14 protein-coding genes and 2 tRNA genes are annotated in these 13,726 nt (G+C 73.4%); 14 read left to right on the top strand and 2 right to left on the bottom strand.

Annotated elements, in window-relative coordinates:
* Positions 1-89 precede the first annotated feature (89 nt).
* From AB0N84_RS14255 to AB0N84_RS14230, 6 genes are all read left to right on the top strand, one after another.
* Positions 90-1,079, top strand: a complete 990-nt coding sequence (locus tag AB0N84_RS14255; RefSeq protein WP_363547461.1) for a sugar ABC transporter permease — start codon at positions 90-92, stop codon at positions 1,077-1,079.
* Between the two features lie 65 nt (positions 1,080-1,144).
* Positions 1,145-1,987, top strand: a complete 843-nt coding sequence (locus AB0N84_RS14250; protein ID WP_363547458.1) for a carbohydrate ABC transporter permease — start codon at positions 1,145-1,147, stop codon at positions 1,985-1,987.
* A 5-nt stretch (positions 1,988-1,992) separates the two neighbouring features.
* The gene (locus tag AB0N84_RS14245; protein WP_363547433.1) at positions 1,993-2,358 is read left to right on the top strand and encodes a hypothetical protein; all 366 of its coding nucleotides are present in this window, start codon (positions 1,993-1,995) and stop codon (positions 2,356-2,358) included.
* A gap of 10 nt (positions 2,359-2,368) precedes the next feature.
* Positions 2,369-3,001: an MBL fold metallo-hydrolase gene (locus AB0N84_RS14240; RefSeq protein ID WP_363547430.1), complete on the top strand. Its 633-nt coding sequence runs from the start codon at positions 2,369-2,371 to the stop codon at positions 2,999-3,001.
* Between the two features lie 75 nt (positions 3,002-3,076).
* Positions 3,077-3,152: transfer RNA gene (locus tag AB0N84_RS14235), tRNA-Glu, on the top strand.
* A gap of 54 nt (positions 3,153-3,206) precedes the next feature.
* Positions 3,207-3,279: transfer RNA gene (locus tag AB0N84_RS14230), tRNA-Glu, on the top strand.
* 66 nt (positions 3,280-3,345) lie between these two features.
* Here AB0N84_RS14230 and AB0N84_RS14225 read toward each other — a convergent pair.
* Entirely contained in the window at positions 3,346-3,849 is a 504-nt protein-coding gene (locus tag AB0N84_RS14225; RefSeq protein WP_363547427.1) for a MarR family transcriptional regulator, read from the bottom strand.
* A gap of 84 nt (positions 3,850-3,933) precedes the next feature.
* Between AB0N84_RS14225 and AB0N84_RS14220 the strand changes: the two genes are divergently transcribed.
* Positions 3,934-5,178, top strand: a complete 1,245-nt coding sequence (locus tag AB0N84_RS14220; protein WP_363547424.1) for an FAD-dependent monooxygenase — start codon at positions 3,934-3,936, stop codon at positions 5,176-5,178.
* A gap of 94 nt (positions 5,179-5,272) precedes the next feature.
* Here AB0N84_RS14220 and AB0N84_RS14215 read toward each other — a convergent pair whose 3' ends face one another.
* Entirely contained in the window at positions 5,273-6,406 is a 1,134-nt protein-coding gene (locus AB0N84_RS14215; protein WP_363547421.1) for an NAD(P)-binding domain-containing protein, read from the bottom strand.
* 107 nt (positions 6,407-6,513) lie between these two features.
* Here AB0N84_RS14215 and AB0N84_RS14210 point away from each other — a divergent pair, with 107 nt between their 5' ends.
* The 7 genes from AB0N84_RS14210 to AB0N84_RS14180 all read left to right on the top strand — a co-directional run bounded on the left by AB0N84_RS14210 (position 6,514) and on the right by AB0N84_RS14180 (position 13,686).
* Positions 6,514-8,013, top strand: coding sequence for a pyridoxal-dependent decarboxylase (locus AB0N84_RS14210; protein ID WP_363547417.1), 1,500 nt, complete (start codon positions 6,514-6,516; stop codon positions 8,011-8,013).
* Entirely contained in the window at positions 8,010-9,437 is a 1,428-nt protein-coding gene (locus tag AB0N84_RS14205) for a SidA/IucD/PvdA family monooxygenase (RefSeq protein WP_363547414.1), read from the top strand. The genes AB0N84_RS14210 and AB0N84_RS14205 overlap by 4 nt, the downstream gene beginning before the upstream one ends.
* The gene (locus tag AB0N84_RS14200) at positions 9,434-11,776 is read left to right on the top strand and encodes a GNAT family N-acetyltransferase (protein ID WP_363547411.1); all 2,343 of its coding nucleotides are present in this window, start codon (positions 9,434-9,436) and stop codon (positions 11,774-11,776) included. The genes AB0N84_RS14205 and AB0N84_RS14200 overlap by 4 nt, the downstream gene beginning before the upstream one ends.
* 74 nt (positions 11,777-11,850) lie before the next feature.
* Positions 11,851-12,258: a RidA family protein gene (locus AB0N84_RS14195; protein ID WP_363547408.1), complete on the top strand. Its 408-nt coding sequence runs from the start codon at positions 11,851-11,853 to the stop codon at positions 12,256-12,258.
* Between the two features lie 5 nt (positions 12,259-12,263).
* Complete coding sequence (locus tag AB0N84_RS14190; RefSeq protein WP_363547405.1) at positions 12,264-12,713, top strand: CrcB family protein; 450 nt, start codon at positions 12,264-12,266, stop codon at positions 12,711-12,713.
* Positions 12,710-13,084, top strand: coding sequence for a fluoride efflux transporter CrcB (gene crcB / locus AB0N84_RS14185; RefSeq protein ID WP_363547402.1), 375 nt, complete (start codon positions 12,710-12,712; stop codon positions 13,082-13,084). Before AB0N84_RS14190 ends, crcB begins: the two co-directional genes overlap by 4 nt.
* Positions 13,081-13,686, top strand: coding sequence for a histidine phosphatase family protein (locus tag AB0N84_RS14180; RefSeq protein WP_182047926.1), 606 nt, complete (start codon positions 13,081-13,083; stop codon positions 13,684-13,686). Before crcB ends, AB0N84_RS14180 begins: the two co-directional genes overlap by 4 nt.
* The last annotated feature ends 40 nt before the right edge of the window (positions 13,687-13,726 follow it).

Raw genomic sequence — 13,726 nt, 5'->3', positions numbered from 1 at the left:
CCCGCGCCTCCCGTCCGCCCCTTCCTGCGTCCCGACACCCGCCCGAGGAGGCCGTCGAAGTGTCAGCAGCAACCGAGATCCCCGCAGCGATCCCCGATCCCACCGGCACGGAGCCGAAGCGCCGCCGCGGCGGCCTGAACGCCGAGCACGGCCGCTGGGCCGTGTACCTGATCGGCCCGACGATCGTGCTCCTCGCCGTCGTCATCGGCTACCCCGTCGTCAGCGCCGTCGTCCAGTCGTTCCAGCTCGACCAGGGCCTCGACAAGGCGACCGGCCTGTTCGTGCAGGGCGGCTTCGCCGGCATCACGAACTACGTGCACTGGCTCGGCCAGCAGTGCGGCACCACCACCTGCCCGCCCGGCAGCCTCGGCTCCCAGTTCTGGGTGTCGATGGGCAACACGTTCTTCTTCACGGTCGTGACCGTCGCCCTCGAGACCGTCATCGGCGTCTGGATGGCGATCATCATGAACCGCGACTTCAAGGGCCGCGCCCTCGTCCGTGCCGCGATCCTGGTGCCGTGGGCCATCCCCACCGCCGTCACCGCGAAGCTCTGGTACTTCATCTTCGACGCGAACGGCGTGCTCAACCACGTGCTCGGCCAGCAGGTCCTCTGGACGAGCGGCGAGTGGGCCTCCCGCTGGGCGGTCATCATCGCGGACACCTGGAAGACGACGCCCTTCATGGCGCTGCTCATCCTGGCTGGCCTGCAGCTCATCCCCGACGAGGTCTACGAGGCCGCGAAGATGGACGGTGCCTCGACGATGCAGCGGTTCTGGAACATCACGCTGCCGCTCGTGAAGCCCGCGCTCATGGTCGCCGTGCTCTTCCGCGTGCTGGACGCCCTGCGCATGTACGACCTGCCGGCGATCCTGACGGGCGGCGGCGGTGGCTCCGGCAACGCGACGACGACGCTGTCCATCCTCGTCGTCGACCAGATCCGGCAGGGGTTCAACTCCGCGTCGGCCCTCTCCACCATCACGTTCCTGGTGATCTTCGTCGTCGCGTTCGTCTTCGTCCGGTTCCTCGGCGCGAACGTCGTGCAGACCCAGGCCGCCCAGCAGAAGGGTGAGCTCAAGTGACCATCGCAGCCGACCGTCCCCGAGCGGTCCCGAACCCCCGTGAGCGTGCAGCCGACCGTGCCGACGTGCGGGTCCAGCGGCACACCGGGCAGAAGTTCCGCACCGCCATCCAGGCCGTGGTCATCGCCGTGTGGTGCCTGCTGCCGTTCTACTGGATGGTCGTCACGAGCTTCCGCGACGTCGGCTTCACCTTCGACGCCACCCCGTGGCCGACGCACGTCACGCTCGACAACTACACGACGGCGTTCTCGACCGCCCTCGGCAACCACCTCGGCCGGGCGCTGCTGAACAGCCTGCTCATCGGCGGGGTCGTGACGGTCATCGCGCTGCTCGTCGGCACGAGCGCCGCGTACGCGCTGGCCCGGCTCGAGTTCCGGGGGAAGTCGCTCATCGCGGGCGCCATCCTGGCCGCGTCGATGTTCCCGGGCGTCGCGCTCATCTCCCCGCTGTTCCAGCTCTTCACGGACATCGGGTGGATGGGTACGTACCAGGCGCTCATCCTGCCGAGCATCTCGTTCGTGCTGCCGCTGACGGTCTACACGCTCGCGAGCTTCTTCCGCGAGATGCCGTGGGACCTCGAGGAGGCCGCCCGCATCGACGGGTGCACCCGGATCCAGGCGTTCCGGCGGATCATCATGCCGCTGGCCGCCCCGGCCGTGTTCACCACCGCGATCCTCGCGTTCATCTCGAGCTGGAACGAGTACCTCATCTCCTCCCAGCTGTCCTCGGACGCCACCCAGCCGGTCACCGTCGCCATCGCGTCGTTCGCCGGGTCGCAGCCGCACCAGGAGCCGTACACCGCGGTGATGGCGGCGGGCACGATCGTCACGATCCCGCTCGTCGTCCTCGTGCTCGTGTTCCAGCGGCGGATCGTGGCGGGCCTCACCGCCGGCGGCGTGAAGGGCTGAGCGACGTGGCCCAGCGCGCACCGCGGCGGCCGACCGCGCGGATCGAGGAGGCGATCGGCTTCGCCGGCACCTTCGGGCTCCTGTTCCTCGGCGTGACGGTGGCGTGCGAGGTCACCGGTCGGCCGGCGCTCGGGTGGGCGCTGGTGCTGCTCGTCTGCGTCGTCGCGGTGGTGGTGCTCGACCGGTGGCGGGTGGCCGTGCTCCGGCGGCACGCCGCGGCGACCGGCGTGGTGGACGGCATCGGGGCGGCGGGGCCCGCGCTGGGTCGGGTCGGACCGCGGGCCGTGGCCGGACCCGGGGACGGACGCGGTGCGACCCCGACGGGCCGTCCGTCGGAGGTACGGCGCGACGGCGACGTCGCCGGCGCGTAGGGTCGCCCGCATGGAGGTCGCCAAGCTCGAGCACGCCTGCCAGGTCGTCACCGCGGACGACGCCCGCCTCGTCCTCGACCCGGGCGGCTTCACCCGTCCGGTCGACGTGACCGGGGTCGTCGCCGTGGTCGTCACGCACGCACACCCCGACCACGTCACGCCCGAGCAGGTGCGGGGGATCCTCGACCGGAACCCCGACGCGGTCGTGCTCGGGCCGGCGGGCGTCGCCGACGCGCTGGGCGCGGCCGGCATCCCGGTGGACGTCGTCACCGACGGCGACCACCGCACGATCGGGCCGTTCGCGCTCGACTTCCACGGCACGCGCCACAACGTCATCCACGCCTCCGTGCCGGTCGTCGACAACACCGGTGTGCTCGTGGACGGCCGGCTGTTCCACCCGGGCGACGCGTACACGGTCCCCGGTGTCCCGGTCGAGGTCCTGGCCGCTCCCGTCGGTGCCCCGTGGTTGAAGGTGGGGGAGATGATGGACTGGATCGCCGCCGTCGCGCCCCGTCGTGCCTTCCCGGTCCACGAGGCGACGCTGTCCGAGGTCGGCCTCGGGATGCACATCGACCGCCAGCGCGAGGCGCTCGGCGAGGGGGAGCTCGTGGTGCTCCGGCCCGGCGAGACGCTCGCGCTCTGAGGCGGCACACCCGGGCGACACGCCTCGTTTTGGCAGCGCGGCACTGCTGTGCCATACTTATCGGGTTGTCGGAACGGCCCCATCGTATAGCGGCCTAGTACGTCGCCCTCTCACGGCGGTAACGCGGGTTCGAATCCCGCTGGGGTCACCACAGGTGGCTTGCCTCCGAGTCCGACAACACGTGTGCTCCGTCCGCGGAGACCACGGCCCCATCGTATAGCGGCCTAGTACGTCGCCCTCTCACGGCGGTAACGCGGGTTCGAATCCCGCTGGGGTCACACACGACACGAACCCCCGTCGAGCTCCGGCTCGGCGGGGGTTTCGTCGTCTCGGTCCGGGTCCCGTCAGCCGCCGGTCCGCGCACGCTGCGCCAGCCGCGCGTTCGCCGTCGTCGCCGCGCCCGTCATCCGGTCGAGGAACGCCAGTGCCGCCCGGGCGTCGTCCGGCTCCGTCGCGCGCAGCGTCCCGGCGATCTCGTGGCCGGCGAACCCGAGGAACGCCGCGTTCGCACGCCGGGCCCGCTCGGTCGTCCGGAGCGTGACCCGTCGCCGGTCCGTGCTCTCCCGGTGGCGGGTGACGTGTCCGGCGGCCTCGAGCCGGTCGACGAGCACCGAGGTCGCGCCGGACGTCATCCCGATCCGTCGCGCGAGCTCCGCGGGGGACAGCGGTTCCCCCGCGCGCTCGGCCCAGAGCACCTGGCCAAGGGCGTTCGCGTCGGAGGGGGTCAAGTCCACCCAGGCGCCGAGGTGCCGGTTGAGCTCGTCGAACGCGACGGCCCAGTCCCGGAGCCGTTGCATCACGGCGACCTCGACGTCGGTCCACGCGGTGTCGAGCGGGTCGACGTCCATCCAGCTTCCTCCACAGTCAAGTTGCTTCACTGTAAAGCACGGCGGCCGGACGGTCGTCCGACACCCCATCCCGAGGAGCAGGACATGTCCGCACCACACGCAGTGATCTCCGGAGCGAGCATCGCAGGTCTGTCCGCCGCCTGGTGGCTGCGCCGCACCGGGTGGGAGGTCACGGTCGTCGAACGCGCGCCGTCCTTCCGGACCGGCGGCCAGAACGTCGACGTCCGCGGGGTGGCCCACGAGGTGCTCGAGCGGATGGGCCTCGTCGACGCGGTCCGTGCGGCGAACACCACCGAGACCGGCACGGTGCTCGTCCGGCAGGACGGCTCGGTCCGCGCCGAGCTCCCGAGCGACGGGCCGGACGGCGCGACCGCCGAGCTCGAGGTCCTCCGCGGGGACCTCGCGCGGATCCTGCTCGACGACCTGCCCGACGGGGTCGAGGTCCTCTACGGCGACACCGTCGCCGCCGTGACCGACCGCGAGGACGCCGTCACCGTCGTCACGACCGGCCGACGACGGCTCGACGCCGACCTGCTGGTCGTCGCCGAGGGTGTGCGCTCGTCCACGCGTGACCTGGTCTTCACCGGACCGGGCGACGTGGACCCCCGGGACCTCGGCGTGACGATGGCGTTCGGCACGATCCCCCGCACCGCGGACGACGACGACCGGTGGCGGTGGTACACCGCGGTCGGGGGTCGGCAGGTGCACCTCCGGCCGGACCCGTACGGGACGACCCGCGCGATCCTCGCGTACGCCGGGGAGGACGACCTCGACGACCGCGACCGCGGCGACCTCGTCGACGCCCTATGCCGGCGGTACGAGGGGGTCGGGTGGGAGACCGACCGCGTGCTCGAGGGGTTCGCGGCCACCGACGACCTCTACGTCGACCGGCTCACGCAGATCCGGATGCCGTCCTGGCGGCGTGGACGCGTCGCCCTGGTCGGCGACGCCGCGTGGTGCGTCACAGCCATGGGTGGTGGCGGCGCGTCCCTCGCGCTCACGGGCGGGTACGTCCTCGCCGCTTCGGTGGTCGGGGCCGTGGACGGCGCGGCCGTGGACCGCGACATCGTCACCGAGCCGCTCGACCGTGCGACGGTCGACCGTGCGCTGACGTCGTTCGACGACTGGATGCGGCCCCTCGTCGATGACGTGCAGGGGATCCCGGACGGCATGATCCGCTTCGCCTACCCGCGGAGCCGGGTCGGACTGGCGGCCCGGCGAGCGGCCGACGCGGTCCTGCTCGGGACACCCCTCCGGAAGCTCGCGGCGCGCATGACGCAGGTCGCCGACACCGAGCGGCCGCTGCCGCCCCTCGTGACGGCGTCCTGAACGCGGACCGGTGCCGGTCCGGCGCCCGGTCGGTCGGCGCGACGGACGGGAGGCGCGGGACCGGCCCGCACCGCGCCTCCCGTCCGGTGCCCGCTCAGTCCGTCGGCGCCATGCGTCCGTCGACCAGGCGCGCGATCTCGCGGGCGGCCGCCCGACCGGCGCGGTTCGCGCCGATCGTCGACTGCGACGGTCCGTACCCGACCAGGTGGACGCGCGGGTCGGACGCCACGCGGGTCCCGACCATCGCGATGCCGCCCGACGGTCCGCGCAGACCGAGCGGGTCGAGGTGGTCGAGCGCGGCCCGGAAACCGGTGGCCCAGAGCACGACGTCGACCGAGGTGGACGACCCGTCCGCCTCGACCACGCCGTGGGGCGTCATGCCGGTGAACATCGGTCGACGCTCGAGCACGCCGCGCTCCCGGGCGGCGACGGCGTAGTCGGTCCAGAGCAAGCCCGTGTACGAGACGATGCTGCCCGGGACACGGCCCGCGGCGACGTCCGCGGCGACCCGGCGCTCGACGTCGACGCCGTCGAGCTCGTGCACGAACGCGCCGGGCAGGAACACCGGATCGCGGCGCGTGTACCAGACGGTGTCGGTCACGCGGCTGATCTCCTCGAGGAGCTGCACAGCGGAGATGCCCCCGCCCACGACGGCGACCCGGCGGCCCCGGAACCGCTCGGCGGCGACGTACTCGCGGCTGTGCAGCTGCTCGCCGAGGAAGCGCTCCGCGCCGGGCACCTCCGGGACGACCGGTGTGTCCCACGTGCCGGTCGCGTTCACCACGGCGGACACCCGCCAGTCGCCGCGGTCGGTCTCGATCGTGAGCGGGCCGTCGGTGGTCCCGGCCGGGGACCGCACGGCGCGGACGTGCACGGGGCGGTGGACCGGCAGGCGCTCGTGCTCCTCGTACGCCGCGAAGTAGCGGGGGACCGCGGAGCGGCTCGGCTCCTCCTGGTCGGTCTCCGGCAGCGGCATGCCGGGCAGCGCGAAGATGCCGTTCACCGTGCGCATCCGGAGCGACTCCCAGCGGTGCTGCCAGGCGCCGCCGGGGCGGTCCCCGGCGTCGAGCACGACGACGCTCGGAGCCGTCGGAGCCGTCGGAGCGGTCGGAGCGGTGTCGAGCCCGACGGGGGCGAAGCCGCGGGCGACCAGGTGGTGCGCGGCCGACAGGCCGGCCTGGCCGGCGCCGATCACCGCGACGGTCGCGGGGGACGGCGGGGTGGGCACGGTCCAACGGTAGTCGTGTGCGACCCGGGGGACAGTCCGGGCCGACCGAGCGTTCTTCCCCCACCGTGCTGTTCTGTCTGCCCCGAGTAAGGTTAGGCTTACCTAACGTGAACAGCACGCAACCACTGCTCGAGATCCTCACGTCCGACCGTGCCGACCGGTACCGAACGGTCGTCGGCGGTGCCGTCGACCGGACCGCGACCCGCCTGGCGGCCGTCACGACCCCGACCACCGACACCCCCGCGGCCGTCCTCCGCGACCGCGTCGCCGCCGTCGACCTCGACCGGCCGCTCGGTTCTGCCGAGGCCGCGGTCGACGAGGTCGACGACCTCGTCACGGCCGAGGCCGTCTGGTTCCACGACCCCGGCTACCTGGCGCACCTGAACTGCCCCGTCGCCGTCCCCGCGGTGGCCGCCGAGGCGGTGCTCGCCGCCGTCAACACCTCGGTGGACACCTGGGACCAGTCGCGGATCGGCACCGAGGTCGAACGCCGGGTCGTCTCGTGGGTCACCGACACGATCGGCTTCACCGCCGGTGACGGGGTCTTCACCTCCGGCGGCACGCAGTCGAACCTGCACGCCCTGCTCCTGGCACGCCAGGCGGCGACCCGGGCCGCCGGCCGCGGTCCCGCGCTCGACGACCTCGTCGTGTTCGCCACCGTGTCCAGCCACTTCAGCGTCCGGCGGTCGGCGATGGTCCTCGGGCTCCCCGAACGCGCGGTCGTCGACGTCGCCACCGACGCCGCCGGCCGGATGCGTCCGGACGACCTCGCCCACGCGATCGCCGATGCCCGACGTGCGGGGCTGACGCCGATGGCCGTCGTCGCCACCGCGGGGACGACCGACCGCGGCTGCATCGACCCGCTCGAGCCGATCGCCGACGTGTGCGACCTCGAGGACGTCTGGCTCCACGTGGACGCCGCCTACGGGTGCGGACTGCTCGTGTCCCCGACCCGACGGCACCTGCTGGACGGCATCGAGCGCGCCAGGAGCGTCACGGCGGACTTCCACAAGTCGTTCTTCCAGCCGGTGTCGTCGAGTGCCCTGCTCGTCCGTGACCCGGCCGACCTCCGTCGTGCCTCGTGGCACGCCGACTACCTCAACCCCGAGGACGCCGACGAGCCGAACCAGGTCGACAAGTCGCTCCAGACCACGCGGCGCTTCGACGCGCTGAAGCTCTGGACGACGCTCCGGGCGAGCGGCGGTCCGGCGATCGGGCGGGCCTTCGACCGGGTGCTCGACGTCGCCGAGCGCGTGCACGACCACGTCCGGCGGCACCCGGACCTGGTGCTCGTCGCGCCGACCCAGCTCAGCACGGTGCTGTTCCGCTGGCAGCCGGACGGCGTGTCCGACGTCGACGCGGACGCCCTCGTGGGACCGCTGCGCGCGACACTCCTCGCGGAGGGGCGGGTGCTCGTCGCGAAGACGGTCGTCGACGGTCGGCCGACCAGCAAGCTCACGCTGTTGAACCCCGAGACCACCGTCGACCAGGTCGTCGCGTCGCTGGACCACGTGGTCGCGACCGCCGCGCGGCTGCACGATGAGCGGGTCCGCGGCCGCGCCCACGCCGGCGCCCTCGGCGCTCCGACGACGGGAGCGGACCGATGACGACCAGCACGAGCACGAGCACGAGCACCACCGTCCACGACCTGGTCGGCATCGGCATCGGCCCGTTCAACCTCGGCCTCGCCTGCCTGACCGACCCGGTCGCCGACGTCGACGCCGTGTTCCTCGACCGGGCCGACGGCTTCGCCTGGCACCACGGCATGATGCTCGACGACGCCACCATCCAGGTCCCCTTCCTCGCCGACCTCGTCACGATGGCCGACCCGACCTCGCCGTACTCGTTCCTCGCGTGGCTCAAGGAGACCGGACGGCTCTACCCGTTCTTCATCCGCGAGGACTTCCACCCCCTGCGCGTCGAGTACGACGCGTACTGCCGGTGGGCGGCCGAGCGGCTCGACACCCTGCGGTGGGGTCGCCGCGTGGTGGCCGTCGAGCACGACCCGGACGCGGACCTCTTCACCGTGCACGCCGAGACCGCCGACGGACCGGAGCGGTACCTCACCAGGCACGTCGTGCTCGGCATCGGCACCGAGCCCGCGGTCCCCGACGCCCTCCGCGACCTCGACGGGCCGGTGGTGCACTCCGCCGGGTACCTGCCCGCCCGGGACGACCTCCGCAGCGCCGACTCGATCGCGGTCGTCGGCAGCGGGCAGTCCGCGGCGGAGGTCTACCGTGACCTGCTCGAGGGCATCCGCGACGGCGGCTACCGCCTCGACTGGATCACCCGCTCGCCCCGGTTCTTCCCGATGGAGGACACCAAGCTCACGCTCGAGATGACGAGCCCCGAGTACACCGACCACTTCCACGCCCTGCCCCGCGAGGTGCGTGACCGGCTCGGCCGCGAGCAACGCGGCCTGTACAAGGGGATCAGCGCCGACCTGGTCGACGAGGTGTACGACACGCTCTACCGGATCAGCGTCCGGGGGCCGGTGCCCACGACGCTCCGCACCGACACGAGCGTCGTCGCCGCCGACTGGGTGCCGGACCGCGATCGGTTCCGCCTGACGCTCCGGCACGGGCAGCTCGGCACCGAGGTGGAGCACGAGGTCGCCCGGCTCGTCCTCGCGACCGGGTACCGGCCGCGCACGCCCGACTTCCTCGCGCCCGTCGAGCACCTGGTCGCCCGTGACGACCGGGGACGGTTCGCGGTCGCCCGCGACCTGCACATCGACACCCTGGGTGGTCGCATCTGGGTGCAGAACGCCGAGGAGCACACGCACGGCCTGACCGCCCCGGACCTCGGCATGGGCGCGTGGCGGAACGCGTCGATCATCCGGTCCGTCACGGGTCGCGCCGTGCACGGCCTGGAGGAACGGATCGCCTTCCAGGAGTTCGGCCTGCCCGGCGGGCGGCCGGTCCCCGACCCCGCGGCGAGCGCCGACGGCGCGGCGAGCGTCCGCAGCGCGGCGAGCGCCGACGACCCTGCGGTGGACCGCCGGGACGCGACGGCCGGGATGACGGCGTGAGCGCCCCGGTGACGGTCGCCGTGCCGGCGGACGCGACGACGGGCCTCCCGTCCGTCCACCCCGTCGACCCGGACCGCGACGCCGCGCTCGTGCAGCGGTGGCTCGGGCACCCGGCGTCCTCGTGGTGGGCGATGACCGACCACGACGTCGACGCCGTCCGCACGTACCTGCGGGACGTGCAGGAGGACCCGGCGCAGGCGGGGTGGCTGCTCCGGTGGGGCGGCGAGCCGATCGCGTACGCGGAGACCTACGACCCGGGCGTCGTGCTCCTCACCGACGTGTGGGACGCGGAGCCCGGCGACGTCGGGATGCACCTGCTCGTCGCCCCACCGCCCGCGGACGGCCGGGTGCACGGGTTGACGAGCGCCGTGGTGCGGGCCGTGGTGGAGCACTGCCGCGACGCCCTCGGTGCACGACGGGTGGTCGTCGAACCGGACGTCCGCAACACGGCGGTGCAGCGGAAGAACGCCGAGGTCGGGTTCCGAGCGCTCCGCGAGGTCGACGTCGACGGGAAGCGAGCGCTGCTCTCGGTGCTCGACACCGAGCGGATCGGGGTACCCGACGACGACGGGCCCGCAGCACACCTGCGGCCCGAGCACCTGGAGCCGGCCCAGCGGCACCTCGTCGCGAAGGCGATCGCCGAGTTCACGCACGAGCGGCTCGTCGCACCGCGCGCGGACGGGGACGCGTGGGCGCTCGACGCGGGGGACTCGACCTACCGGTTCCGCGCCCGGGTGCACGCCCTCGAGCACTGGGTGGTCGACGAGGCGTCCCTGACCCGCAGCCGCCGAGGGACGTGCGGTCCGGTGCCGCTCGACGCGCAGCAGCTGGTCCTCGGGCTGCAGCGCGAGCTCGGGATCCCCGACGACCTGCTCGGCACCTACCTGGAGGAGATCGCCTCGACCCTGGCGTCCGCCGCAGCGAAGCACCGCCGCGGGGGACCGTCCGCGGCGCAACTCGCTCACGGACGGTCCGACGGCGACGTCGTCGCGGGGTTCCAGGACGCCGAGGCGGCGATGACCGAGGGGCACCCGGCGTTCGTCGCCGCGAACGGCCGGATCGGCTTCGGCCTCGACGAGTACCGGGCGTACGCACCGGAGTCGGGCGGTCGGTTCCGGTACCGGTGGCTCGCCGCACGACGGGAGCACACGCACCTGGCGCTCGCCGCGGACCGCACCGAGCAGCAGCACTGGGCAGCCGAGCTCGACGGCGCCACGGTCGACCGGTTCCGGGACACGCTCGAACGCCGGGGGCTCGACCCGGACGCGTACACGTGGTTCCCGGTGCACCCGTGGCAGTGGCAGCACCGGATCGCCGTCACCTTCGCGCCGGACCTCGGACGGCAGGACCTCGTCGACCTCGGCGAGGGGCCGGACGACCACCAGCCCCAGCAGTCGATCCGGACGGCTCTCAACCGCTCGTCCCCGGGCCGCTCGTACGTGAAGACGGCGCTCGCCGTGCAGAACATGGGGTTCCTGCGCGGTATGTCGCCCGGGTACATGCGCACGACGCCGGCGGTGAACGACTGGGTCGCCGGCCTGGTCGCGGCCGACCCGGTGCTCGCCGACGCCGGCTTCGGGGTGCTCCGGGAGCACGCCGCGGTCGGGTACACCGGGGACGCCTACCACCGGATCAGGTCGGGGTCGGCGCAGCGGGGCGCGCCGCAGCGGAAGATGCTCGCGGCGCTCTGGCGCGAGAGCCCCGTCCCGCGGCTGGCACCGGGGGAGCGTCCGGTCACGATGGCGGCCCTGCTGCACCGGGACGCCCGTGGCCGGTCGGTCGCCGACGCGCTCGTGCAGCGGTCCGGTCTCGACGCTGCCACGTGGGTGGGACGGTACCTCGACGCGTACCTCCGTCCGGTCGTGCACTGCCTGACCGAGCACCAGCTGCTGTTCATGCCGCACGGCGAGAACCTCGTGCTCGTCCTCCGCGACGGTGTGGTGTCCCGGGTGTTCATGAAGGACATCGGTGAGGAGGTGGTCGTCGTCGGCGACGTCGCGGTCCCCGCCGGGATCGAGCGGATCGTCCACCCCGTGGACGACGACGAGGCGGCGCTCGGCGTGTTCACGGACGTGTTCGACGGGGTGCTGCGGCACCTGGCGGCGATCCTCGACGAGGACGGGGTGCTGCCGGGTGCGGTGTTCTGGCGGCTCGTGGGATCGTGCGTGGACGCGGCGTCGGTCGGTCGCGCCCGGCCGCTCGACCTGCGCGTGCCGGACTTCGAGCACTCGTGCCTGAACCGCTTGCAGCTGCGGAACACCCTGCAGATGGTGGACCTGTCCGCCCAGACGGAGTCCCTCATCCGGGCCGGGCGGATGCCGAACCCCGTCGCTCGCTGAGGGTCCGGACACGAACCGGGGTCGCGAGCCGTCCCTGCGACTGCTCGCGGCCCCGGTTGTGCCAGGCTGGCCGGGTGACCAGCGCCGTGCAGCTCATCCGGACCGACCGCCTCAGCAGCGTCGCGGAGTACGCGTACGCCGCGACGGCTCCGGCCGGAGCACGACCGGTCTTCCTCGCCGGCGCCTGCCCGCTCGACGAGGACGGCCGGACCGTCGCCGTCGGCGATCCCCGCGGGCAGGCGGCGCAGTGCATGGCCAACCTCGAGACGGCGCTCGTCGCCGCCGGCGCCGGGCTCGCCGACCTCCTGCACACGCGGGTCCTCGTCGCCTCGTCCGACCAGGCGGACCTCGTCGCCGCGTGGCGGGTCGTCCGCGCCGCGATGGGCGACCACGACGTCCCGAGCACGCTGATGGGCGTCACCGTCCTCGGCTACGACGACCAGCTCGTCGAGGTCGAGGGTGTCGCCGCGGTGGTGGACTGACCGCGGTGGCGCTCGGGACGGGAACACGACCGCCGCACCTGCGCTGGCGGTCCCTCGGGCTGGTCGCCGTCGGCGGCGCGATCGGCACCGGCGTCCGAGCCGCGCTCGCCGCCGCGCTGCCCGCGGGCGACGGCATCAGCTGGACGATCCTCGCGATCAACGTCGTCGGCGCCTTCTGCCTGGGACTGCTGCTCGAGTCGCTCGCGCAGCGCGGTCCGGACGAGGGGCGTCGCCGGAGCGTCCGGCTGTTCGTCGGCACCGGGGTGCTCGGCGGCTTCACGACGTACTCGACGCTCGCCGACGACACCGCCCGGCTGCTCGACGCGGGCCGCTGGGGTGCCGGTGCCGGGTACGCACTGCTCTCGGTCGTGCTCGGTCTCGTCGCCGCGGCGGCGGGAGCGTGGATCGCCGGCACACGGCGCGCCCGCCGCTCCGGAGCGGGGCAGGGCCGGTGAGTCCGCTCGAACTCCTCCTGGTCTCCGTCGGCGGCGGTGTGGGTGCCGCGCTCCGCCTCTGGCTCGACGGCATCGTCAAGGCACGGGTGAGCCGGTTCCCCCTCGGCACGTTGGTCATCAACGTGACCGGGTCGCTCGTCCTCGGCTTCGTCACCGGGCTCGGGGAGACCGGTGCACTCGATCCCTCGACGGTCGCCGTGCTCGGGACGGGCATGATGGGCGGGTACACGACGTTCTCGACGGCGAGTGTCGAGACCGTCCAGCTGTTCCGGTCCGCCAGGCCCGGACCCGCCGTGCTGAACGGCCTCGGGATGCTCGTCGTCTCGGTCGGCGCAGCCGCGCTCGGCCTGTACACCGGAAGGAACACATGACCTCGGAACGCCCCGGCGAACTCGTCCTCGTCCGCCACGGAGAGACGGAGTGGTCGAAGAGCGGTCAGCACACCGGCCGCACCGACATCCCGCTCACCGAGCACGGCATCGAGCAGGCGGAGCGCGCCGGCCGGTACCTCGCCGACCGGACGTTCGCGCTCGCGCTGTCCAGCCCGCTCCAGCGTGCCCGCGACACCGCCGAGCTCGTCGGCGTCGACCCGGAGCTCGACGAGGACCTGTACGAGTGGGACTACGGCGCGTACGAGGGCCTGACCACCCCGCAGATCAAGGTCAAGCGGCACGGGCCGTGGGACCTCTGGACCGACGGCGTGCCCGCGGGGGACACCCCCGGTGAGAACGCGGCCGAGGTCCGCGTCCGCGTCGAGCGCGTGCTGAACCGCGTGCGGCCGGTGCTCGCCGAGGGCGACGACGCGATCGTCGTCGCGCACGGTCACGTCCTCCGCGCGCTCGGCGCCGCCTGGATCCGGCTCGCGCCGCAGGACGGTGCCGTGCTGAAGCTCGGGACCGCGACGGTCAGCTCGCTCGGGTACGAGCACGGGCGCCCCGTCATCGACTCCTGGAACGTCACGCCCGGCGCCTGACGCCTCCGCACGACGCAACGTGGGCGACTCCCCGCAGCGA

Origin of the sequence: Curtobacterium sp. NPDC089185 (assembly GCF_040685235.1) — a bacterium.
GTDB classification, from domain to species: Bacteria; Actinomycetota; Actinomycetes; order Actinomycetales; family Microbacteriaceae; genus Curtobacterium; species Curtobacterium citri.
The sequence above is the reverse complement of the archived record's forward strand: the minus strand, read 5'-3'. Positions and strand labels throughout refer to the sequence as shown.

Bases quoted from the DNA above. Each gene is read 5' to 3' on its own strand.
- AB0N84_RS14205 (WP_363547414.1), top strand. From the start codon at position 8,010: ATGACGACCAGCACGAGCACGAGCACGAGCACCACCGTCCACGACCTG.
- AB0N84_RS14225 (WP_363547427.1), bottom strand. From the start codon at position 3,849: ATGGACGTCGACCCGCTCGACACCGCGTGGACCGACGTCGAGGTCGCC.
- AB0N84_RS14220 (WP_363547424.1), top strand. From the start codon at position 3,934: ATGTCCGCACCACACGCAGTGATCTCCGGAGCGAGCATCGCAGGTCTG.
- AB0N84_RS14240 (WP_363547430.1), top strand. From the start codon at position 2,369: ATGGAGGTCGCCAAGCTCGAGCACGCCTGCCAGGTCGTCACCGCGGAC.
- AB0N84_RS14180 (WP_182047926.1), top strand. From the start codon at position 13,081: ATGACCTCGGAACGCCCCGGCGAACTCGTCCTCGTCCGCCACGGAGAG.